Origin of the sequence: Staphylococcus canis (genome assembly GCF_016238445.1) — a bacterium.
Classification (GTDB): domain Bacteria; phylum Bacillota; class Bacilli; order Staphylococcales; family Staphylococcaceae; genus Staphylococcus; species Staphylococcus canis.
This window is the reverse complement of record NZ_JABANU010000001.1, coordinates 106,111-128,549: the sequence shown is the minus strand read 5'-3', so window position 1 is coordinate 128,549 and position 22,439 is coordinate 106,111. Positions and strand designations below refer to the sequence as shown.

The following is a 22,439-nucleotide window of genomic DNA, read 5'->3' as shown; positions in this document are numbered from 1 at the left end:
AAAAAATATATTTTTCAGAACATTCAAAAATGATGTTGCAATTAAATGTATTGTTTAATATGATTATGGATGAAGGGAATGATTTATGGGAGGTATCCTATGATTAAAATTTTAACTGAGGGGCATGCCGAAGATTTTCAAAATTTAATTATAGAAGCTTACAAAAATGAACCTATCACCTTTCTGCATGAATTTCACTATGGGGATCATCTTAATTTAACAGATTTAGAAAATCTTTTGCATCCAAATAATCATAATAATAATCTTGTTTTCGGCGCATTTTCAAATCAAAAACTCATAGGCATTATCGAATTAGATTTCTTACCGCATCCAAGTAAAAGACATAAAGCTTATATCCAAAGTCTTTACGTCACACCTCAATATCGTGGACAATCCATTAGCTACAAACTCATTGATGCACTCATCCAGTATGCACGTTGTCATAAAGTGGAACAACTTATATTATCTATTGCTTCAAATAATATCCCTGCTCGTGTTTTTTTTAATAATTTAGGTTTTGAGACCTTTGCTACTGAAGAAGCAGCACGTAAAGTTGACGATCAATACATAGAAGAGCATTGGCTTATCTACGTGATAGGAGATTCAAAGTGAAGGAAATTACAAAAATTGAAAAGTACTGGCACTATCAAAAATATAATGTGATGATGCGTCATTATCACGATTATATATACATTAAAAATTTAATTAAAGAAGGTATTGACTATCATCGCCTATTAACAGAAATCGACACGATTCTACAAAAACCTATTGACCATAAAGCGTTTATCAATACATTCCAACATTTGTGGGGGTATTTTAAAAAGGATGCAACTTCGGAAGACAAAGAAAAATATCAACAATTATTAATCGACTTAGGAGCCTCTCCCGTAGATTACATCATTTATATTCAATTTATTCAAATGCTTATTCAAAAATATCATAACGATTATCTTTTAAACAGCGCAATTATGGATTTGTAAGATGTGTTACATATTTATGATATAACCACCTTAATTTAGGGTGGTTTTTTTGTTGTGTGTGGCAATACTGGGGCAATATTAGGGCAACGAAAATAAAAAGCCCACAACCACACGGGTTATAGGCTAAAGTATGGAGACGGCGGGATTTGAACCCGCGTCCAGAGGTCCTGATACAAATGTTTCTACGTGCGTAGTCTATCTTTAAATTTCACATCATGCAAGGCGGTAGACAACCAACATGATGCTAGTCCGATTTATCTCTTCTCATCAGACTTCGAACAGCAGTGATGAGCGTATCCTACTAAAGTTGAATCACGTTAACAGCACATAGGCGATGCTGTTAGGTGATGCAGAGCGCGCTTAGGCAGCTACTGCTAAATTATTGTTAGTTTTGCCAGTTATTATAAACTGTGTGTGTTGATGCGGAGACAACCCTCCGACACGCTTCATGAGCTCGGGGGACCCCTGTCGAATCCATAAACGTCCCCTCAATCTCAATGTGCTTTCATAATAAAGTGAAAGCACATTTAATAATAACAAACCTTTACATTTTTAGCAATACGTTAATATTTTTGTTTCATCGCACGGTCCATATCTCGTTTTACTGCTTTTTCTTTTAGCGCTTGACGTTTATCATATTTTTTCTTACCACGAGCAACACCGAGTAATACTTTACAATTACCGTGTTTTAGATACAGCTTTAGTGGAATAATCGAATAACCTATTTCACGTGTTTGTTCGCCTAACTTTAAAATCTCACGCTTATGCAACAATAACTTTCGGGCACGTCTCGGATCGTGATTAAAACGATTCCCTTCTTCATAAGGTGCAATATGCATATTATGAAGAAATATTTCGCCTCGTTTCACTTGAGCATAACTATCTTTTAAATTCGCACTGCCACGACGGATTGATTTGATTTCAGTTCCTTGTAACGCAATGCCCGCTTCAATCGTACTTTCAATATTATAATCATGTCGTGCTTTACGATTGACTGCCAAGGTGCCTTTTCCTGTCTTAGTTTTTGGCATTGTGTATCACCTCAATTACTTTTTCTTTTTACGTGCCTTTTTCTTTACTTTTTTACTTTTATAAAAAGGTTTATGATTTGTATTTCCTGCTTTTTCACGTTTCCGTGCATTTTTTCCTTTACGTTGCTTGCGTTTCTTTTTCTTATTGTTAAACTGCTTACCTTTTGTTTTAGCTTGAATCGTTGTACCTTTCGTTTTACGCTCACGGTTTGCATTTAAATCGATAGGCATACCTACAATTTGGAAATCAATTTGACGTTCATCAACATCAACATGAATCACTTTTACTTTAATCGTGTCACCAATACGATACACTTGTGCTTTTCTTTCTCCAATTAAAGCCATATGTCGTTCATCAAATCGATAATAGTCATCAGACATATTTTGCATACTTACAAGCCCTTCTATCGTGTTTGGCAATTCAACAAACATGCCGAAATTCGCTACTGAACTGATGACACCTTCGAATTCATCTCCAATATGTTGAATCATATATTCTGCTTTTTTCAACTCATCAGTATCTCTTTCAGCATCTATAGCTCGACGCTCACGATTAGAAGTATGTTCTGCCATTTCAGGTAACTTTTCTTCCCACTCTTTTCGTGCTTTACCATCCATTGAACGCTCAATAAGATATTTGCGTATCAAACGATGTACGATTAAATCTGGGTAACGACGAATTGGTGATGTGAAATGCGTATAATAATCTGCTGCTAAACCAAAATGACCAAGATTGTCTTTGTCATAATGAGCTTGTTGCATCGATCTTAACATCATTGTTGAAATGACCATATCTTCTGGTCTCCCAGCGATTTCTTCACTAATATTTTGCAGTGTTCTTGGATGAATATCTTCACCCGTACCTTTGACCATAATACCGAAATTCGTAATAAAGTCGAAAAATTGAGCTAAACGTTCCGATTTTGGTTGCTCATGAACACGATAAATAAATGGCACATCCATTTTATAGAAATGCTCTGCAATCGTTTCATTAGCTGCTAACATAAATGATTCGATTAAACGCCCTCCTTCACCACGATCACGTGTAACGACTTCTAATGGAAGACCTTCGTGATTTACTAGTACTTTCGCTTCTTTAATATCAAAATCAATTTCACCGCGTCGTTTACGCATTTTGATTAAGCGTTGTGACAAGTCTTTTGCTAAATCTAGCATCGGTACAATATCTCTATACTTACTTCGTGTTTCTGGATCTTGCTCTGTAATAATTTGATTCACAGCTTTATATGTCATACGTGCATTAGAATGAATAACACTATCAAAAATCTCATAATTAACGACTTTAGCTTGTGCATCAAATTCCATACGACAACTTAACGTGAGACGATCTACGTCAGGATTCAGCGAACAAATACCATTACTTAATCGATGTGGAATCATAGGAATAACACGATCTACTAAATACACACTTGTTGCCCGATCATAAGCTTCTTGGTCAAGGGCTGAGCCTTCTTTAACGTAGTAGCTGACATCAGCTATACTTACAGTTAACTCTGTATTTCCATTTGGTAGCTTCTTAAGACCAATGGCATCATCTAAGTCTTTCGCATCGGCCCCGTCAATTGTAATTGTCAATTCGTCTCTTAAATCACGTCGTCCTTCAATTTCACTTTCTTCAATTGTTTCGGGTACTGCTTCTGCTTCTTTTAATACTGCATCTGGAAATTCAATTTCGATGCCGTGTTGATAAATAATAGATAATATATCTACACCTGGATCATTCTTATGACCTAAAATTGCTGAGATATGCCCTTCAGGATTATTCGTACCATCCGAATACTTTGAGATTTGAACAAGTACTTTATGACCTTCCACAGCCCCTAAATCTTGACCTTTTGGAATAAAGATATCTTGCATAATACGTTTATCATCAGGTATCACAAAGCCAAAATGACGTGCTTCAGAGAAAGTACCAACAACTTGCTTTACGGAGTGACTTTCAATAGATTTAACTTCTCCTTCAATTTTACCGCTACGATGATCACCGCGAGACTTTTTAACTTCAACGATTACTGTATCGCCATCCATGGCACGATTAATTTTAGTAGGAGGTATGAAGATATCCTCCATATCAGGGTTATCGGGTCTTAAAAATGCGAATCCTTTTTTGTTTTGACTTAATTTACCTTTGACTAAACCATCTCGCATTGTTTTTTTCTGGTAGCGATCTTGTTTTGTTCGTTCTACAACACCTGATTGTTCTAATTCGACAAGTACTTTAATTAAATCTCGGAATGAATCAGCACTTGCTAGTCCAAGTTCATCTTGAAAGTCTGACACAGACATTGGTTCATAATCTGGACGTTGAATAATAGCTTTAACATCGTCTTTTAAGTTCATCATACTCCTCCTTTCTGTATATTTTTCAATAAGGTATGGTTAGTTCGACCAATCTAATGTTTCTAAAAATTGATAGATCTCTTCGAAAACTTTTTCTTTTTCTTTATCGATTGTAATAACATGACCTGATTCAGCGTACCATGAGATATGTTTATCATCTGACATGACCTCGTTATAAATAATATTGGCAGAGTCAGGATTAATCATTTCATCTTTTTCAGCTTGAATCACAAGAAGTGGGTCCACAACCTCATCTACTGTATTACGAACATCTTGAATGGTTTGTTGTAATTCTTTTAATGTTTCAGTCGGATGAAATTGTTCCATTTCCTTTTCAATCGTAGCTTCATCTTTACCTTCATATTTTTTGAAGTTGCGTGCATATTCTAATACGCCTTCATACATTGAACCTTCCGTTTTAATGTACATCGGCGTGCACATAGTAACAATACCCTTCACACTGCGATTTAAGCTTAACTTAAGGGTAAACACGCCACCTAAAGATAACCCAGCAACCGCAATTTCATCGTATCCTTTTTCAACCAGATATTCATAGCCATCTAGTGCGTCTTTATACCATACATGAGGGCTTGATTTGAGTATATTTTCAGGTGGTTCCCCGTGCCCTTCATAATGTGGTGCATATGAAGTATATCCCTTTTTTTGAAGATAGCGTCCAAGTTGTCTAACATCTGAACTATTCCCAGTAAAACCGTGCAATAACAGAACCGCACGACGTCCTTCTTCAAAAAAGAATGGTTTTGGTAATTGAATTTTCATAACTTTTACGTCCTTTCAAATGCATATAGTTTCATTTTACCGATTTCTGTAATAGCTCACAAACAAAAAAGTCCGACTCTAACATCGTCGGACTTTACATGTTAAAATAACTAATACCTAACATTAATACAAAGAAAATTATCGATAGTATAATTGTCAATCTATGCAAAAATAAATCTACACCACGTTGTTTTTGTTTACCAAATAACTGCTCAGCGCCACCACTAATAGCACCTGATAAGCCATTACTTTTACCTTCTTGTAGTAAAACAACTGTGATGAGTGCGATACAGTCAATAATTAGTAATACAACAAAAAATGTATGCATCAGATTGTCCTCCATTCATCATATACGGACATTATTTTACCACAATCTACTAGGTTTCACAATAAAACCTTAACGATTAAACGTTGATTTACGCTTAATGCTCACTGTAATCATAAATATAATCATGACTAATGATCCAATTACCACAAAGAAATACGGAATTAGCGCAAGGAAGCCTTTAACATTGAAGATTGCCGCATATAGTATTGGTGGATATAATAAAGCATTAAAGAGTTGTGAGATGAAAACTGCAATTAAAAACCACCATAAATAAGGATGTTGTACCTTCATTGCAACAACACCAGAAGCATATGCTAATATGTAAAGAATACCTGTATACCGAATACTATTACTTATAGTTTTAATGGCATTTTCTGTCACATTGTTACCTGAATGCTTTAACATGTAACTTACGACATCACCATCTATGATAATGACTTGATGTATCACCAATGCTACAGCAAATAGAAATGTCATAATTCCTAAAAGTTTACCCGTTTTTTCCGCTCGAGTTTCAGCTGTCATTTGATTAGACATGTTTCTTCTCCTTTTTAATTGTTCTTCATCATTATAACAGTTTTATATTGCTGATTAAATGTAAAAAAATCGAGGTTAAGATGAGAAGATATGCCCTAGTCATATATACATACTCGTAAAGTCGCTTCCACATCTTATACCTCGATATATTTCATTATGAATTGTTAAGGTGAAGTCTTATTAATTATTTTTCTAAATTATAGAATGATTTTAAACCTTCATATTTTGCAGTTTCATAAAGTTCATCTTCGATACGTAATAATTGATTATATTTTGCAATACGGTCAGTACGTGATAATGAACCTGTTTTAATTTGACCTGCATTTGTTGCCACTGCAATATCAGCAATTGTAGTATCTTCAGTTTCACCTGAACGGTGAGATACAACAGCTGTGTAACCAGCTTTTTGAGCCATTTCAATCGCTTCAAATGTTTCAGTTAATGTACCGATTTGGTTCACTTTAATTAAGATAGAGTTACCAATGTTTTCTTTGATACCTCTTGATAAAATTTCAGTATTTGTAACGAATAAATCGTCACCAACTAATTGTACACGATCACCGATACGGTCAGTTAATAATCTCCAACCATCCCAGTCGTTTTCATCCATACCATCTTCAATTGTGATGATTGGATATTTATCAACAAGTTGTTCTAAGTAATCAACTTGCTCTTCAGCTGAACGTTTTGCTCCTTTTTCACCTTCGAATTTAGTGTAGTCGTATACACCATTTTCGTAGAATTCTGAAGCTGCACAGTCAAAACCAAGGAATACATCTTTACCAGGTTCTAGTCCTGCTGCTTTAATTGCTTCGATGATTGTTTCAACACCGTCTTCAGTGCCTTCAAATTTAGGTGCGAAACCACCTTCGTCACCAACAGCTGTGACTAATCCACGAGATTTTAAGATTTTAGCCAACGCATGGAATACTTCAGCACCCCAACGTAACGCTTCTTTAAATGTTTCTGCACCAACTGGTAAAATCATAAATTCTTGGAATGCGATTGGTGCATCTGAGTGTGAACCACCGTTTACAATATTCATCATTGGTGTTGGTAATACTGTTGCGTTGAATCCACCTAAATATTTATAAAGAGGTTGGTCTAATAAATCAGCCGCTGCACGCGCTACTGCAATAGAAACACCTAAAATAGCATTTGCACCAAGTTTGCCTTTGTTTTTAGTACCATCTAATTGAATCATCATTTTATCAATTGAGACTTGTTCTAAAACTGAAAATTCTCCTTCGATTAATTCAGGTGCGATCACTTCATTAACATTTTCAACAGCTTTTTCTACACCTTTACCTAAATAACGTGATTTATCTCCATCACGTAATTCAACTGCTTCATGTTCACCAGTTGAAGCACCTGATGGTACTAAAGCGCGACCGAAAGCGCCACTTTCTGTTAATACTTCAACCTCTACAGTTGGGTTTCCACGTGAGTCTAATACTTCGCGAGCATATACATCAGTAATAATTGGCATAATTTAAAATCTCCTTTTTAATAAGATAGTTCTCTACTTCATTTGAGTGAATTTCTTATATTAAACATACTTCAATGTTTATTATAACTAGTTTTTAAAATATCTAAAAGTATTTTAATGCTTAATTAACGATTCGCCTGTCATTTCTTCTGGTTGTTTGACGCCAAGTAAATCAATTAATGTTGGCGCTAAATCACCCAGTTTACCTGTTTCTTTTAAAGCAACATCTGGTTTTGTCACAATTACAGGTACAGGATTAGTCGTATGCGTTGTCATCGGTTGATCATCAGCTGTTAATACTTCATCTGAGTTACCGTGATCAGCTGTAATAATCGCGTGGCCATCCATATCAAGAATTTTATCCACGACTGCGCCAAGACACTCATCAACAGCCTCAATTGCTTTAATTGTTGGTTCAAGCATACCACTATGCCCTACCATATCCGGGTTCGCAAAGTTTAAAATAATTAAATCTAAATCACCTTTGTCTAGCTCCTCTAATAAAGCATCACGCACTTCATAAGCACTCATTTCTGGTTTCAGGTCATACGTAGCTACTTTAGGTGAGTCAATTAAACGACGACGTTCGCCTTCGAATAGCTCGTTACGTCCCCCGCTCATAAAATATGTGACATGAGGATACTTTTCAGTTTCAGCAATTCTTAATTGTGTTAAATGATTGTCTTGAGCAACCTCACCAATCGTATTCGTTAAATCTACTTTTTCAAAGACCACGTGTGCATCTACTTGATCGTTATATTTCGTAAAAGTAGCGTAGAATAAATCTTGGACTTGTTCGACTTCAAAACCATCGAATGCTTTATTTGTAAATATTTCAGACAGTTGAGCTGCTCGGTCCGGACGGAAATTATAGAAAATCACTGAATCTCCATCATTTACGCCATTATTTTGATTTTCAACAATAAAAGGTTTCACAAATTCATCTGTTAATCCAGCCTCATAATTCGCTTCGACACCTTTTCTTGCAGATGGATAGTGTACATCACTAAAGTTACGAATTGCATCATATGCTTGATGTTCACGTTCCCAACGTTTGTCACGATCCATTGCGTAATAACGTCCAGAAACTGAAGCAAATTGACCTACACCAATTGATTTGAATTGCGCTTCCGTTTCGTCAATGTATGTGAGTGCAGATTTTTGATCGACGTCACGTCCATCTAAAAATGCATGTACGTATACTTTTTCTAAACCTTTTTGTTTTGCTAACTTTAAAATAGCAAACAAATGCTTATAATGACTGTGTACACCGCCATCAGAAAGCAAACCAAATACATGTAACGCAGAATTATGTTTCAAAGCATGATCAATTGATTCATTTAAAACCGTGTTTTCAAAAAAATCATCGTCTTCAATTGATTTATTAATACGTGTTAAACTTTGATAAACAATTCTACCTGCACCAATATTCATGTGACCTACTTCTGAATTACCCATTTGACCTTCAGGAAGCCCTACAGCCAAACCACTTGCTTCGATTTGCGTTGTTGGATACTTTTCATAATATCGATCAAAGTTTGGCTTGTTCGCTAATTTAACAGCATTACCATGTGTTTCTTCACGATTTGCAAAACCGTCTAAAATTATCAGTGCTGTTGGTTTTTTTGCCATAATTATTTTGCACCTTCTAACAATTGAACATAATCTTCTACTTTAAGTGATGCACCACCGACTAAAGCACCATCAATATGTTCTTCCGCCATATATTCTTTAATATTATTTGGTTTAACGCTACCACCATATTGAATACGAACTGCTTTTGCAACATCTTCGTTTGTTAACTTCGCAATAGTTTCACGAACAGCTTGGCACATTTCATTAGCGTCTTTAGCTGTTGAAGATTTGCCGGTACCAATTGCCCAAATCGGTTCATAAGCAATGACTACACGTTTAACTTGATCGTCTGATAAGTCTTTAAGCGCTTTTTGAACTTGTGCTTCTACAACTTCATTAGCTTTACCATTTTCACGCTCTTCGTCAGTTTCACCTACACAAATAATTGGTGTCATGTTGTGATTAAACACCGCATGCGCTTTTTTATTAATCTCTTCATCAGTTTCATGGAATAATTCACGACGCTCTGAATGACCAATGACAACATATTGAACACCAAGATCTTCTAAAGCAACTGGTGATGTTTCACCTGTGAAGGCACCACTATCTTCAAAATACGTATTTTGAGCACCGATTTTTAACCCTGGAGCTACATTTTCTTTAGTTAAAGAAATTAAAGCATCCAATTGAATCGTTGGCGCACAAATGACAGACTCTACTTCTTCTGTATCTGGTAATGCTGGTAAAGACTGAACAAACGCTTTAGCCTCTTTTACTGTTTTATTCATTTTCCAGTTACCTGCAATAATAGGTTTTCTCAATTCAAAACACTCCTTCATAAAATTGCGCTCAGTTTACATTTAGGTTATAGATAGGACACTGTATGAATGTAAATGTCTTAGCTTATAAGTCGATTTGTAGATACAATTGCTTACAATGTCCTAGCTTTACCAATTATTCTTATTTGTTTGCAATGGCTTTAATACCAGGCAATTCTTTACCTTCTAAGTATTCAAGTGACGCACCGCCACCAGTTGAGATATGTGTAAAATCATCTTCAAAGCCAAGTTGCATTGCTGCTGCTGCAGAATCGCCACCACCAATAATTGTCGTCGCATCTTTAAGTTCTGCAATTGCTTCACATACACCAATTGTACCTTGAGCAAAATTACTGAATTCAAATACACCCATAGGTCCATTCCATACTACTGTATTTGCACCTTCAAGATGTTTTTTGAATAATGCTACTGTCTCAGGCCCAATATCCATCGCTTCTTGATCTTCTGGAATTTCATCCATAGAAACTGTTGTAATATCAGCATCGTTTGAAAATTCTTTAGCTACTTTACCATCAACTGGAAGAACAATTTGATCTCCTGCTCGATCAAGTAAATCTTTCGCAAAATCAATTTTATCTGCTTCAAGTAACGATAAACCGATTTCTTTACCTTGAGCTTTTAAGAATGTGTAAGCCATTCCACCGCCAATTAACACTTTATCTGCAATCTTAAGTAAATTTTCAATAACGCCGATTTTATCTGATACTTTTGCACCACCAAGAATAGCAACAACTGGCTTAGTTGGGTTTTCTACAACACCACCAATAAATTTAATTTCTTTTTCCATTAAGAAACCAGCTACTGTTTCAAGGTGTGTTGAAATTCCTACGTTTGATGCATGCTCACGGTGTGCTGTACCAAATGCATCATTTACGAAGATATCACCTAAAGATGCCCAGTATTTACCTAATTCTTTATCGTTTTTAGATTCTTTTTTACCATCTAAATCTTCAAAACGTGTGTTTTCAAACATTAAGATGTCGCCTTCGTTAAGTTCTTTAATTGCATTTTCTAATTTTTCACCACGAGTTTCGGGGATAAATGTAACATCTTGTTCTAACTTTTCTGATAATCGTTGAGCTACTGGCGCTAAAGTTAATTTCTCTTTATCGCTTTCTTCTTTCACTTTACCTAAATGTGAAAATACAACGACTTTACCACCTTGCTCGAGAATATACTTTAAAGTTGGTAATGCTTGAATAATGCGATTATCGTTTGTGATTTCTCCGTCTTTCATAGGTACGTTAAAATCTGCACGTACAAGTACTACTTTCCCTTTTAATTCAACATCTTTTACATCTTTTTTAGCCATAATAAAGCCTCCTAATATCATAATGTTAAAAAAGCGGAGAGGCGATTGTGCCCCTCCGCCTACAAGCTACGTGTTCGTTAGAAGCACATACAAAGTACTTACATAACTTATTATAAATGATATTACTTAGCGTGGCTTGCTAAATATTCTAAAGTACGCACTAATTGTGCAGTGTAAGACATTTCGTTATCGTACCAAGATGCTACTTTAACTAATTGACGGTCGCCAACAGTCATTACACGAGTTTGTGTTGCATCGAATAATGCACCGTAAGTCATACCGATAACGTCTGATGATACAATTTCATCTTCTGTATAACCAAATGATTCGTTAGTTGCGTCTCTCATAACTTGGTTAACTTCGTCGATTGTAACTTCTTTGTCTAATACTACTGTTAATTCTGTAATAGAACCTGTTGCTACTGGAACACGTTGTGCACCACCGTCTAATTTTCCATCGATTTCAGGAATAACAAGTCCGATTGCTTTCGCTGCACCTGTTGAGTTTGGAACGATGTTTTCTGCAGCTGCACGTGCACGACGTTTGTCACCTTTACGGTGTGGTGAGTCTTGTGTACCTTGGTCACCTGTGTATGCGTGAATTGTTGTCATTAAACCTTCAACAATACCAAAGTTGTCGTGTAATGTTTTAGCTACTGGTGCTAAAGAGTTTGTAGTACATGAAGCACCTGATACAACTGTTTCAGAACCGTCTAATGTTTCGTGGTTAACGTTGTATACGATTGTTTTAAGGTCACCTTTAGCTGGTGCAGAGATTAATACTTTTTTAGCACCTGCTTCAATGTGTGCTTCAGCTTTTTCTTTTTCAGTGAATAAACCTGTACATTCTAATACTACGTCTACATTTAAATCTTTCCATGGTAATTTTTTAGGATCAGGTTCTGAGAATGATTTCACTTCTTTACCATTTACGCGGAAACCACCATCAATTACCTCTACTTCTTCAGTAAAACGACCTTGCATAGTATCATATTTTAGAAGATGTGCAAGCATATCGTCATCAGTTAAGTCGTTTACAGCAACTACCTCGATATTTTCAGATTCTTGAATTCTTCTAAATGCTAAGCGTCCTATTCTTCCAAAACCGTTAATTGCTACTTTTACTGCCATGTTAATGGCCTCCTTTAAATGATATTTAAAAAGTGAAGTCACTTTTTATATAAATAATTATATTTTTATTTCTGAGTGATTATTTTTGCCGCTGCTTCATCTGTTATCAAGATTGTGTGTTTTGGTGCAATCTTAAGATATGCTTGAATTGCATGCCCTTTAGATGTACCACCTGCTACAGCAAAAATGTGTTGCTTAGATTGAATTTCTTCGAGTTGAATTCCAATCGTTTTAACTTTGTGAACAATGTTACCTTCTTGATCAAAGTAATATCCAAATGCTTCTCCTGTTGCATGATGATGTTGAAGTTTTTCAACTACTTCTTTTGAAGACTGTCTTCGTTTAGCCATTTTCAGCGCATCACCAATACCATGAATAATAAATTGGGATTCTTTCATTCGATTTAAAGTTTGAACCACTGAAGGCTCACGTAACAAACTATGATATGTTTTTTCACTCACCTGTTCTGGCACATACAACGTTGTATAACTTCCGTTTGTATGTTTAGCCATCGATGAACATATCGTGTTCGCTTGGTAGATGACATTTTCGCCTAGTCCACCACGAGCAGGGACAAACAATACATCGAATGGTAGGGGTGTCATTGCTTCACTAACTGATACCATTGTTGAGCCGCCAGTAACAGAAACAATTGCATTCTCATATAATTGTTTCTCTAGTGATTGACCCGCTACACGTCCAATTTCAGCTTTAACATTTTCATCTACATCACTATCTCCCGGGATAACATGTACTTCTTTGATGTCATATTGCTGTTTAATCAATCGTGCTAAATGATGATAATCGGAATATTGATTAAAATATTCACTCAGATTTGAAACAACACCTATTCCTTCTGATGTTAAAGTCATACCTGTTGATTTAACCAATATAAGGCCTTGCATTTTTAACAAATCTGTCTCAGAACGTAATACACGTTCTGTTAACTTCAAAGCCTCACTTAATGTCCGTCTTCCTACAGGTTGAAGTTTTTGAATTGTCATTAGAACAGAGTAACGACGATACATTTTGTCTATCAAGTCAGGCACCAATTTTTGTTGTACTTGAATCATTTGTTTCAAGTTGCAGGCCTCCTTAATAGTGAACAAGATGGTCATCTTTAAGCCAAGGTGTGACATTTTAAGTCCCTTGGACTTTAAAAAAATATAACTTGTTTACACATATATCATACTACCACTTCTTTTAAATTGCAAGTCAAAAAACATCCCACTTCATATATTCGTTGGACATAAAAAGTCCAACTAGTCATTAAAGCCCTTGTCTATTACATTTATACACCATATACCTTTAGTTAAACATGATTATTAAAATATTTGAATATGTTCTTAAACTCTTATACATTAAATTTAACACTTATAATGCGAGGTGATACTATGCGTGATGATAGACAAGAAGTAATCGATCCAGATGATCCACGTTATCGTAGACCAGAAGATTTTAATCGTGATCCTTATGATCAACAAAGAGGTAGGTTTGGTGGTCCAGGTCAATTTTATTATAGGTCAGTAGGTTGTACACCGATAGGTTGTTTTCCCGGTTGTTTAATATCTATCATTCTTTCAATTATTTTAACAGTGTTACTCAACTTGCTGTTATGGTAATTAATTAGACATTCTTATTTCAAAGGTAAAAAGGTATATCATCATGGTATTTTATTATCAATTCCTTTACACAACTATGCATTTATTAGGATACATAAGGAGCTAAGAAGATTTCTAAAACTCTTCCTAGCTCCTTATCATATAACTATTGAGTACTATTAGATTGTCCAGATTGACGTGCTGGTTGTGTCGTATTTGAAGGATTACTACGAACTTCAGGTTGAGCTGATGGCGTTGATTGTTGTGTAGGTGCTTCTTGAGTCGATTGTGGCACTTGTTTCTGTTCAGTAGATGGTTGTGTTGAAGGCGTTGACTGTGTAGATGGTTCTACTGTTGAAGGTTCATTTTGGCCATCATTATTTTTTTCTTTAGCTTCGTTCGTATCACGTTTTGACTGTGTCGACTCCTCTGTACTTGGTTGTTCTGTTGAAGGTTTCTCTACAGTTTTTTCTTTCGGTTCTGTAGACGGCTCGATACTAGGTACAGACTGTTGTGTATTACGTTGCTGTAAACTTGCTTCACGCTGCTGTTGTAGTCGATTAGCTTCTTCTGCTTGAATTGATGCTTCTTGTGAACGTTGTGCTTCTTCGATACTTTGTTTTCGAGCTTTTGCTTCACGCGCTTTTTTCTCTTTTTCTTTTTGCGCTGCTTTTTGACGTTTTTCTTTTTGCTCTTCAATTGATTTATCTCTTAGTCTTTCTTCACTCTTATGTGATTGATCAACAAAAGAAAAAATAGCGAATACCAAACTTCCTAACAAAATCAGTAATACAATAATACTCAAACAACCGGTTACCCGTTTCTTTTTCTTTGAATCCTTATACTCATTATAATTTGAGTTTTGATGGTTCCTTCTGGGCGTTGTCATAACTTTCCCTCACTTTTTATCACAATAATATTGTTACATTATAACAACACTTGTAGGTGAAAGTGTCATAATTTGTTTTGTCCATACTACAACTACCCTTTTTATTTTATTTCAACCTCTATAACTTAAAATAAACGTGTTTAAGTTTTGAATATGGAGGAAGTATAGTATTAATGAAATATAAAAAGGAGAGATTAGTATGAAACGTATCATTAATATGATTGTTCGTTTTTTAGTTTATAGAGGGATTGGCAAATTATTACGTCGCTTTATGGGTAATAATCGTAAATATTAATAAAGATAAAAATAAGGTCTGAATGCTGCATCATTCAGACCTCTACTAAAGGGAGTCAAAATAACCTTCGTTGTGTATTATGGGGTATACTTTTTTAATTAAGAGATGTTTTATCTATTTCGAAGGTACTTATAGTATAACGCACTTTGTGAAAAAATAAACATACTTAATCTAATTTATATTGACTAATTCGTGACTTTTTTATGTCAAAAACATGAACTTATGAAAGGAAGATAGAGATGACAAACTATTTAATCAGTGGTGGTACAAGATTAGTAGGTCGACATATTATTAATCGTTTAATCGAAAACAATTCACATCAAATTTATATCTTATCTCGTCATTCTCATACATCAGAACATCCACAAGTTTCTTACATTAATTGGAATGAAGAAAATTGGAAAGATAGTGTACCTGAATCTATCGATGTTGTTATCAATTTAGCAGGCGCTACTTTAAATAAACGTTGGACGACAGAACATAAACAGTTGATGATGACAAGCCGTATACAAGCAACACACGCATTATATGAATTATTTAAACATCGAGCACATAAACCTTCAGTATTATTCAATGCGAGCGCTATGGGATATTACCCGCCTTCAGAAACCGCAGTTTATACAGAACAGTTCAAAACTTCACCTCATGACATTTTATCGGAAATTGTGTATCAATGGGAAAGACAAGCTCAGTATTTCGAATCTTTAGGTACACGTGTGATATACGGTCGCTTTGGGTTAATATTATCGAAAGAAGGCGGTGCGTTACCAATGATAGCTATGCCTTATAAATTAATGGTGGGTGGCATTATCGGTAATGGTAAACAACCTTATTCTTGGATTCATATTGATGATTTAGTACGTGCTATTTTATTTCTGATTGATTTACCAATTGCAAGAGGGCCATATAATTTGACAGCCCCTACGCCTGAAAAACAAAATAACTTTGGTCGTATATTAGGTCAAACAATAAACCGACCTCACTATACACGTGTTCCTGGTTTTATTATGCGCCTCGCATTGGGTGAAATGTCTAAACTCGTATTTGACACTCAATATGTGTTGCCTGAACGACTTACACAAGAAGGTTTCCGTTTTAAACATCCGACTTTAAAAAGCGCACTTCAACAGATTTATCAATCTTAAATATCATTCTAAGTTGTTCATGAGAACTGCTCATTAGTCACTTTCTTTGAGCAGTTCTTTCAATATATCATTTGTGAATTATCTTTTTGTTCAATCTGAGAGTCCCTTCACCTCTATCCCTAATTATGAATTTAAATCCTAACTCCTTTTTTCATCTCATTTTTAATTCATTTAAAATATTTTCGACTTCTATATTATAACGAACAATTATTTTCTTTCATTAACGACAGTATATTATTCCAAGTTTTATGATATATTAAGTTTATTCTTATTTAGGGGGGGTTTCAATGTATAAAAAATTAATAGCCAGTACGGTTTTAACCGGAGTACTTACATTAATGAGTCAGCATAGTGCGTCAGCTGCCACTATTCGACCAGTTGAAGATACACCAGTTCATACTAATAAAGATGTAGTGTCCATGGTTCAACATACGATTCAGTCTCGTAATCATTTAAAACAGCCTATTCAGTTTAGTATTGTCAAAAGTGAAACAGATGCACTTAATTATACTCACTACACCCTTCACCCTAAACATCAAAAACATCTCGCAACAGATTACGAAATCAAAGTACATGTTAATCCAGAAGGTCACATCATATTAATGAATGGAGACTTAAAAATTTCTCCAATTCAACCGAATAACCTTGTCAAATTGACACAATCACAAGCACTTAGTAGTGCATTTCAAAACATTCAACTTAATCCTAATCAAGCTTCTAACGGATCAGACAAGGTGGTTCAATCTAATCATCTTATTATTAATGCAAAACAAAATAAATATGCGTATGACATTACATTAATTACACTCAAACCTAATCCGAGCCACTGGAACATTCAAGTTGATGCTGAAACTGGAACAATTATTGAAAAACAAAATTTAATTGAATATGCAGATCAAGCCGGAACTGGTGTAGGTGTACATAATGATGAAAAACCTATTCGTATTAATCAAAGTTCTGATGGGTACCGTTTAGAAGATGTCTCACGTCCTACAACACTATCTGCCTATCGTTATGATGCTTCAACAGGTATTGCTTCCTTAATTAAAGATAGCGATACACGATTTGATAACGTCACTCAACGCGCTGGTGTTGATGCGAATTACTATACAGGACAGATCTATGATTATTTCAAAAATACCTTCAACCGCAATTCTTACGATAATTTAGGTAGTCCAATAACGTCAATCACTAACGTCAACCAATTTAACGGTGTGAATACAACGAATAATGCAGCATGGATTGGGGATAAAATGATTTATGGAGATGGAGACAATCGTACGTATCTCAGTTTTGCAGGTGCTAAAGATATTATTGCTCACGAACTAACACATGGCATTACTCAAGAAACTGCTCAACTTGCTTACACTGGACAAACTGGCGCACTAAATGAAAGTTTTTCAGATGTGTTTGCCTATTTTATTGATTTTGAAGATACTTTTATTGGAGAAGATATCTACAAATATCCTGCATCTAAAAAAGCACTGAGAAGCCTAGAAAACCCAACATTATTTAATCAACCTGCACATATGAATCAGTATCTCAATACTACTCAAGATTCAGGCGGCGTTCATACTAATTCAGGTATTCCAAATAAAGCTGCCTATTTGACGACACAAAAACTAGGAAAAGCAAAAGCTGAACAAATTTATTATCGCGCTCTAACAAATTACCTCACTTCAAATGCTCAATTTTCAGATGCTAAACGCGCTTTAGAACAAGCAGCATACGATTTATATGGAAATTCAGCAAAACAAACAGTTACTAATTCATGGAATGCCGTTGGGGTTTAGTAAATAAAAAACTGGCCGAGTGATTAATACATTCAGCCAGTTTTTTTCACTTATTTATTAAATACTAGAATCTATTTTAAAGTAAATGCTACTTTACAGTTAAATTCCTTACATTTTAACGACATTAGATGCTTGGTCACCACGGTCACCTTGAACAATGTCAAAGTCCACTTTTTGACCTTCTTCTAAAGTTTTGTACCCATCACCAACGATTGCTGAGAAGTGTACGAATACATCGTCTCCATCTTCACGTTCGATGAATCCAAAACCTTTTTCTGCGTTAAACCATTTTACTGTTCCACTATACATAAGAATACCTCCATGTGCATATCTGCACGTTATAATTGTAAATAAATGCTTGGATTAAAAGGAGCTATTCTTAGAATAAACTACAATTCAATACATCAACCATAAATACTACAAGCATAACTATACGCTTAATCATTTATATTGTAAAGTTTTATTTAGACATTTTTAAAAGGGTTAATTAATCCCCTCGAGAGGAATCGAACCTCTATTGTAAGAACCGGAATCTTAAGTGTTATCCATTACACTACGAGGGGTAATATAAAACTAATGTTCATTTTAGCGTTTAAATAGTTTAAGGTCAATGTACTTTAATAAATTTTTGAGCGTTATTTTTTGACCATTTTTGACTTTTAAGTTAGAATAAACATAACAAAAGTTATTGAGGAGGAAGTCTATAATGAATTTAATTCCTACAGTTATTGAAACAACAAACCGCGGTGAACGCGCATATGATATTTATTCACGTTTATTAAAAGACCGTATTATTATGTTAGGGTCAGCTATTGACGATAACGTAGCAAACTCTATCGTTTCACAACTTTTATTCTTACAAGCACAAGATGCTGAAAAAGATATTTATTTATATATTAACTCTCCTGGTGGAAGCGTAACAGCTGGTTTTGCGATTTATGATACGATTCAACACATTAAACCAGATGTACAAACTATCTGTATTGGTATGGCTGCATCAATGGGATCATTCTTACTTGCAGCAGGTACTAAAGGTAAACGTTTCGCACTCCCAAATGCAGAAGTTATGATTCACCAACCACTTGGTGGTGCGCAAGGTCAAGCAACTGAAATTGAAATTGCTGCAAACCACATCTTAAAAACTCGTGCAATATTAAACAAAATTTTATCAGAACGTACAGGTCAACCTATTGAAAAAATTGAAAAAGATACTGACCGCGATAATTTCTTAACTGCAGAAGAAGCTAAAGAATACGGTTTAATTGATGGTGTTATGGAACCTGATCAAGCTTAATTGATAAAAATAGCCTCAACAGTGTATGCTGTTGAGGTTTTTTTATTTTACAATTCAAAATGCTCACCATTTTTTATTTTGGTTGCGATTTCATTAAGCTTTCGTAATCGATGGTTAACGCCTGATTTTGATATCGCTCCCGTACTCACCATTTCGCCAAGCTCCTTTAAAGATACATCCTGATGCTCAATTCTTAATTTAGCAATCTCTCTCAAACGATCAGGTAATTGGTCTAGTCCAATTTCATCATCAATAATTTGGATATTTTCAACTTGTTTCATTGCAGCGCTAACTGTTTTATTTAAATTGGCTGTCTCACAATTGACCAAACGATTTACTGAGTTACGCATGTCTCTAACAATTCTAACATCTTCAAACTTTAATAAAGCTTGATATCCACCTATAAGACTTAAAAATTCTGCTATACGTTCTGCTTCTTTTAAATACGTAATCCAACCCTTTTTACGTTCTAAATTTTTCGCATTTAAACCATAGCTATTCATTAATTGCGTAAGTCCTTTAGAGTGACTCTCATATAATGAGAATATTTCCAAGTGATAGGATGAGGTTTCAGGATTATTGACAGATCCTCCAGCTAAAAATGCTCCTCTTAAATAGCTACGTCTCATTTCATCATCATCTACCATTGATTCATCAATAGCGTGAGCAAATATACCATTTTTTAATATCCCTAGCTCATCTAAAATTTCTTTAGTTTTACTTTTTACTCGACATATATATATATTATTTTTCTTAAGTTTCATTTTTTTACGTACTAATATTTCAACTTCTACACGAAATACACGTTTGATTAATGAATATATACGTCTTGCTGTTGTTGCGTTTTCAGTTTGAATATTAATAACAAATTGTTGGTTGGATAAGCTAAGTGCGCCGTTCATACGTATCAATGCACTGAGCTCTGCCTTGGCATTATCATTATCGGTTTCAATTCGCGTTAGCTCGTTTTTCATGTCAGATGCAAAGCTCATTTTCATCGATTCCTTTCTTTATTCATTGAATCTTAAATCACTTTTTATGTTTTTTAGGATTAAATTGAATTGTACTTACTTCTTGTAATGCAATTTCATATATCATATTGGCTAAAATTTCTGTATCATGGCGGACATAATCATCTTCTGATATTAGTGCCAATCCTTCTCCAGTAATCACTTCTACTCCCTCTCGATGTAATTCTTCGATGTTACAATAAACTGGTTTGGCCCCCTCTTTTTGATAACGTTCTAAAACATTCGTATCAAAACTAACTTTATTCGCTATTACAAAATTGATAACATTCTGCCCTAGTTGGTGGTGAATGGCATTGACATGATCTGTTACTGTATAATCATCTGTTTCACCAGGTTGAGTCATAATATTTGATACATATAATTTTTTCGCTTCACTCTTGACGATAGCATCCGCAATACCCCGTACGCATAAATTAGAAATCACACTCGTGTACAGTGATCCAGGGCCAAGCACAATAAGATCTGCTTCAAGTAAGGCTTCAAGTGCTTCATCCATCGGTTTAACATCTTCAGGCTCTAAGAATACACGTTTGATTTTCTTATGTTTCATAGGAATGTTAGATTCCCCTGAGACAATCTCGCCGTCTTCCATCTCGGCATTAAGTGATACACTTGAAATCGTTGAAGGAATCACGCGTCCTTTAATATTTAGGATTTTACTTAATTCTTTAACTGCATGACCAAAATCATGTGTAATATGTGTCATTGCAGCAATAAGTAAGTTTCCTAATGAATGTCCACTAATTTTATCTTCATCAAATCGGTATTGGAACAGTGCTTCTAGGGTTGGCTCAACATCACTCAATGCTGCCAAAACGTTTCGAACATCACCGGGGGCAGGCATATCCATTTCGCTACGGATTTTACCAGTACTCCCTCCATCATCAGCAACAGTTACGATTGCAGTTATTTCAATTGGATAATTTTTCAACCCTCTTGCTAAAACAGAGAGTCCGGTACCTCCACCAATCAGTACCAACTTAAGTTGTTTCATTTCTTCTCGCCACTTTCAATATGTGCATCTCTATGATGTACATATATATTATAATCAAAAGTTTGTTTTAACTCTTCTGCTAAACGTTGGGCTAATGCAACAGAACGATGTTGTCCTCCTGTACACCCAATCGCTATTACAAGTTGAGATTTTCCTTCTTTTTTGTAACCAGGAATCATGAATAAAAGTAAGTCTAATAACTTTTCATAAAATGTATTTGTTTCTTTCCATTTCATCACATACTTATAAACATCCTCATCAAGCCCTGTTAAGGGTCTTAATTCTTCTACGTAATAAGGGTTTGGTAAAAATCGCACGTCAAACACAAGGTCCGCATCTATTTGGATACCATGTTTAAATCCAAAACTCGAAACATTGATTGTAAATGTTGATTTATTCGACTTATTAAAATAAGCCTCCACGCGTTTTCTTAGTTTTTTAGGTGTAGATTCAGTAGTATCTAATGTATAGTTTGCTAAACTACGGATTTCCGAAAGTAATTGACGCTCTTCATTAATCGCATCAATTAAAGTTAAGTCAGATTGCTCTTGAAGGGGGTGTTTCCTTCTCGTTTCTTTATATCTTGATATCAGTTTACTTGTTTTAGCGTCAATAAACAGCACATCTACTATTACATCTTTACGACTTTGTATTGCATCAATTTCACGTACTAAATATCTAAAAAACTCACGACCTCTTAAATCGATACCTACTGCTACTTTTTGCATCGAAGGATTGCCTTGCTCCATCAATTCTACAAATTTAGGTAATAAAATTGGCGGTAAATTGTCGACACAAAAATAACCTAAATCCTCTAAATTTTGAATCACTAATGATTTCCCAGAACCTGAAAGACCTGTTACGATTAATAATTCACTTTTTACAATTTCATTTTTTTCTTCATGTTGCATATTTATCACCATCCAATATATTCCCTTTTAGTGTACATGAAAACCGTCTTAAGTAGTAGGCAATTCCACATTTATTTACAAGTGATATTGTTCATAACCTAGTGAGACTATGCACATACTATAG

The 22,439-nt window shown here is 35.0% G+C and carries 22 protein-coding genes, 1 tRNA gene and 1 other RNA gene; 6 read left to right on the top strand and 18 right to left on the bottom strand.

The genetic code is table 11. From position 1 onward, the window contains the following. Positions 1 to 99 precede the first annotated feature (99 nt). Entirely contained in the window at positions 100 to 612 is a 513-nt protein-coding gene (locus HHH54_RS00620; protein WP_198616885.1) for a GNAT family N-acetyltransferase, read from the top strand. Further along, positions 609 to 980 (top strand): DUF1722 domain-containing protein, encoded by a 372-nt coding sequence (locus tag HHH54_RS00615; RefSeq protein WP_198616884.1) that lies wholly within the window; start codon positions 609 to 611, stop codon positions 978 to 980. The genes HHH54_RS00620 and HHH54_RS00615 overlap by 4 nt, the downstream gene beginning before the upstream one ends. 128 nt (positions 981 to 1,108) lie before the next feature. Here the strand turns inward: HHH54_RS00615 and ssrA are convergent. From ssrA to HHH54_RS00555, 12 genes are all read right to left on the bottom strand, one after another. Beyond that, positions 1,109 to 1,468: a transfer-messenger RNA gene (gene ssrA, locus HHH54_RS00610) on the bottom strand. A 75-nt stretch (positions 1,469 to 1,543) separates the two neighbouring features. Beyond that, a complete protein-coding gene (gene smpB / locus HHH54_RS00605; protein WP_198616883.1) occupies positions 1,544 to 2,011 on the bottom strand; it encodes an SsrA-binding protein SmpB in 468 nt (155 codons plus the stop codon). 15 nt (positions 2,012 to 2,026) lie between these two features. Next, entirely contained in the window at positions 2,027 to 4,372 is a 2,346-nt protein-coding gene (gene rnr / locus HHH54_RS00600) for a ribonuclease R (protein WP_198616882.1), read from the bottom strand. A gap of 39 nt (positions 4,373 to 4,411) precedes the next feature. Beyond that, a complete protein-coding gene (locus tag HHH54_RS00595; RefSeq protein WP_198616881.1) occupies positions 4,412 to 5,152 on the bottom strand; it encodes an alpha/beta hydrolase in 741 nt (246 codons plus the stop codon). 94 nt (positions 5,153 to 5,246) lie between these two features. Further along, positions 5,247 to 5,480 carry a preprotein translocase subunit SecG gene (gene secG, locus HHH54_RS00590; protein ID WP_198616880.1) on the bottom strand — a complete coding sequence of 78 codons (234 nt, stop codon included), beginning with the start codon at positions 5,478 to 5,480 and terminating at the stop codon, positions 5,247 to 5,249. Positions 5,481 to 5,549: 69 nt separating this feature from the next. Next, positions 5,550 to 6,017 carry a hypothetical protein gene (locus HHH54_RS00585; protein ID WP_198616879.1) on the bottom strand — a complete coding sequence of 156 codons (468 nt, stop codon included), beginning with the start codon at positions 6,015 to 6,017 and terminating at the stop codon, positions 5,550 to 5,552. Between the two features lie 184 nt (positions 6,018 to 6,201). Then, positions 6,202 to 7,506 (bottom strand): surface-displayed alpha-enolase, encoded by a 1,305-nt coding sequence (eno, locus tag HHH54_RS00580; RefSeq protein ID WP_198616878.1) that lies wholly within the window; start codon positions 7,504 to 7,506, stop codon positions 6,202 to 6,204. A gap of 114 nt (positions 7,507 to 7,620) precedes the next feature. Next, a complete protein-coding gene (gene gpmI / locus HHH54_RS00575) occupies positions 7,621 to 9,138 on the bottom strand; it encodes a 2,3-bisphosphoglycerate-independent phosphoglycerate mutase (RefSeq protein WP_198616877.1) in 1,518 nt (505 codons plus the stop codon). Positions 9,139 to 9,140: 2 nt separating this feature from the next. After that, on the bottom strand, positions 9,141 to 9,902 hold the full coding sequence (gene tpiA, locus HHH54_RS00570; protein WP_198616876.1) for a triose-phosphate isomerase: 762 nt from the start codon (positions 9,900 to 9,902) through the stop codon (positions 9,141 to 9,143). Between the two features lie 139 nt (positions 9,903 to 10,041). Further along, complete coding sequence (locus HHH54_RS00565) at positions 10,042 to 11,232, bottom strand: phosphoglycerate kinase (protein WP_198616875.1); 1,191 nt, start codon at positions 11,230 to 11,232, stop codon at positions 10,042 to 10,044. A gap of 122 nt (positions 11,233 to 11,354) precedes the next feature. Beyond that, positions 11,355 to 12,362, bottom strand: coding sequence for a type I glyceraldehyde-3-phosphate dehydrogenase (gene gap / locus HHH54_RS00560; RefSeq protein ID WP_198616874.1), 1,008 nt, complete (start codon positions 12,360 to 12,362; stop codon positions 11,355 to 11,357). Positions 12,363 to 12,427: 65 nt separating this feature from the next. Beyond that, a complete protein-coding gene (locus tag HHH54_RS00555; protein WP_198616873.1) occupies positions 12,428 to 13,444 on the bottom strand; it encodes a sugar-binding transcriptional regulator in 1,017 nt (338 codons plus the stop codon). Between the two features lie 312 nt (positions 13,445 to 13,756). Between HHH54_RS00555 and HHH54_RS00550 the strand changes: the two genes are divergently transcribed. After that, positions 13,757 to 13,984, top strand: coding sequence for a hypothetical protein (locus HHH54_RS00550; RefSeq protein ID WP_232796185.1), 228 nt, complete (start codon positions 13,757 to 13,759; stop codon positions 13,982 to 13,984). A gap of 145 nt (positions 13,985 to 14,129) precedes the next feature. Here the strand turns inward: HHH54_RS00550 and HHH54_RS00545 are convergent, their stop codons facing one another. Beyond that, a complete protein-coding gene (locus HHH54_RS00545; protein ID WP_198616872.1) occupies positions 14,130 to 14,852 on the bottom strand; it encodes a DUF4887 domain-containing protein in 723 nt (240 codons plus the stop codon). A 534-nt stretch (positions 14,853 to 15,386) separates the two neighbouring features. Between HHH54_RS00545 and HHH54_RS00540 the strand changes: the two genes are divergently transcribed. Both HHH54_RS00540 and HHH54_RS00535 read left to right on the top strand, forming a co-directional pair. Beyond that, positions 15,387 to 16,292: a TIGR01777 family oxidoreductase gene (locus HHH54_RS00540; RefSeq protein ID WP_198616871.1), complete on the top strand. Its 906-nt coding sequence runs from the start codon at positions 15,387 to 15,389 to the stop codon at positions 16,290 to 16,292. Between the two features lie 287 nt (positions 16,293 to 16,579). Beyond that, positions 16,580 to 18,085, top strand: coding sequence for a M4 family metallopeptidase (locus HHH54_RS00535; RefSeq protein WP_198616870.1), 1,506 nt, complete (start codon positions 16,580 to 16,582; stop codon positions 18,083 to 18,085). 108 nt (positions 18,086 to 18,193) lie between these two features. Here the strand turns inward: HHH54_RS00535 and HHH54_RS00530 are convergent, their stop codons facing one another. After that, positions 18,194 to 18,394, bottom strand: coding sequence for a cold-shock protein (locus HHH54_RS00530; protein WP_198616869.1), 201 nt, complete (start codon positions 18,392 to 18,394; stop codon positions 18,194 to 18,196). Between the two features lie 182 nt (positions 18,395 to 18,576). After that, positions 18,577 to 18,648, bottom strand: a tRNA-Arg gene (locus tag HHH54_RS00525). A gap of 143 nt (positions 18,649 to 18,791) precedes the next feature. Between HHH54_RS00525 and clpP the strand changes: the two genes are divergently transcribed. Continuing rightward, positions 18,792 to 19,379, top strand: coding sequence for an ATP-dependent Clp endopeptidase proteolytic subunit ClpP (gene clpP, locus HHH54_RS00520; RefSeq protein ID WP_198616868.1), 588 nt, complete (start codon positions 18,792 to 18,794; stop codon positions 19,377 to 19,379). 47 nt (positions 19,380 to 19,426) lie between these two features. Here clpP and whiA read toward each other — a convergent pair whose 3' ends face one another. From whiA to rapZ, 3 genes are read right to left on the bottom strand one after another with little or no spacing between them, the layout of a single operon-like run. Next, positions 19,427 to 20,371, bottom strand: a complete 945-nt coding sequence (gene whiA, locus HHH54_RS00515; RefSeq protein ID WP_198616867.1) for a DNA-binding protein WhiA — start codon at positions 20,369 to 20,371, stop codon at positions 19,427 to 19,429. A gap of 37 nt (positions 20,372 to 20,408) precedes the next feature. Next, positions 20,409 to 21,404: a gluconeogenesis factor YvcK family protein gene (locus tag HHH54_RS00510; protein ID WP_198616866.1), complete on the bottom strand. Its 996-nt coding sequence runs from the start codon at positions 21,402 to 21,404 to the stop codon at positions 20,409 to 20,411. Further along, positions 21,401 to 22,315: an RNase adapter RapZ gene (rapZ, locus tag HHH54_RS00505; protein ID WP_198616865.1), complete on the bottom strand. Its 915-nt coding sequence runs from the start codon at positions 22,313 to 22,315 to the stop codon at positions 21,401 to 21,403. The genes HHH54_RS00510 and rapZ overlap by 4 nt, the downstream gene beginning before the upstream one ends. Positions 22,316 to 22,439 lie beyond the last annotated feature (124 nt).

Coding starts and splice junctions, on each gene's coding strand:
- HHH54_RS00620 (WP_198616885.1), top strand. CDS start 100: ATGATTAAAATTTTAACTGAGGGGCATGCCGAAGATTTTCAAAATTTA.
- smpB (WP_198616883.1), bottom strand. CDS start 2,011: ATGCCAAAAACTAAGACAGGAAAAGGCACCTTGGCAGTCAATCGTAAA.
- rnr (WP_198616882.1), bottom strand. CDS start 4,372: ATGAACTTAAAAGACGATGTTAAAGCTATTATTCAACGTCCAGATTAT.
- HHH54_RS00595 (WP_198616881.1), bottom strand. CDS start 5,152: ATGAAAATTCAATTACCAAAACCATTCTTTTTTGAAGAAGGACGTCGT.
- secG (WP_198616880.1), bottom strand. CDS start 5,480: ATGCATACATTTTTTGTTGTATTACTAATTATTGACTGTATCGCACTC.
- HHH54_RS00585 (WP_198616879.1), bottom strand. CDS start 6,017: ATGTCTAATCAAATGACAGCTGAAACTCGAGCGGAAAAAACGGGTAAA.
- eno (WP_198616878.1), bottom strand. CDS start 7,506: ATGCCAATTATTACTGATGTATATGCTCGCGAAGTATTAGACTCACGT.
- gpmI (WP_198616877.1), bottom strand. CDS start 9,138: ATGGCAAAAAAACCAACAGCACTGATAATTTTAGACGGTTTTGCAAAT.
- HHH54_RS00565 (WP_198616875.1), bottom strand. CDS start 11,232: ATGGCTAAAAAAGATGTAAAAGATGTTGAATTAAAAGGGAAAGTAGTA.
- gap (WP_198616874.1), bottom strand. CDS start 12,362: ATGGCAGTAAAAGTAGCAATTAACGGTTTTGGAAGAATAGGACGCTTA.
- HHH54_RS00550 (WP_232796185.1), top strand. CDS start 13,757: ATGCGTGATGATAGACAAGAAGTAATCGATCCAGATGATCCACGTTAT.
- HHH54_RS00545 (WP_198616872.1), bottom strand. CDS start 14,852: ATGACAACGCCCAGAAGGAACCATCAAAACTCAAATTATAATGAGTAT.
- HHH54_RS00540 (WP_198616871.1), top strand. CDS start 15,387: ATGACAAACTATTTAATCAGTGGTGGTACAAGATTAGTAGGTCGACAT.
- HHH54_RS00535 (WP_198616870.1), top strand. CDS start 16,580: ATGTATAAAAAATTAATAGCCAGTACGGTTTTAACCGGAGTACTTACA.
- HHH54_RS00530 (WP_198616869.1), bottom strand. CDS start 18,394: ATGTATAGTGGAACAGTAAAATGGTTTAACGCAGAAAAAGGTTTTGGA.
- clpP (WP_198616868.1), top strand. CDS start 18,792: ATGAATTTAATTCCTACAGTTATTGAAACAACAAACCGCGGTGAACGC.
- whiA (WP_198616867.1), bottom strand. CDS start 20,371: ATGAGCTTTGCATCTGACATGAAAAACGAGCTAACGCGAATTGAAACC.
- HHH54_RS00510 (WP_198616866.1), bottom strand. CDS start 21,404: ATGAAACAACTTAAGTTGGTACTGATTGGTGGAGGTACCGGACTCTCT.
- rapZ (WP_198616865.1), bottom strand. CDS start 22,315: ATGCAACATGAAGAAAAAAATGAAATTGTAAAAAGTGAATTATTAATC.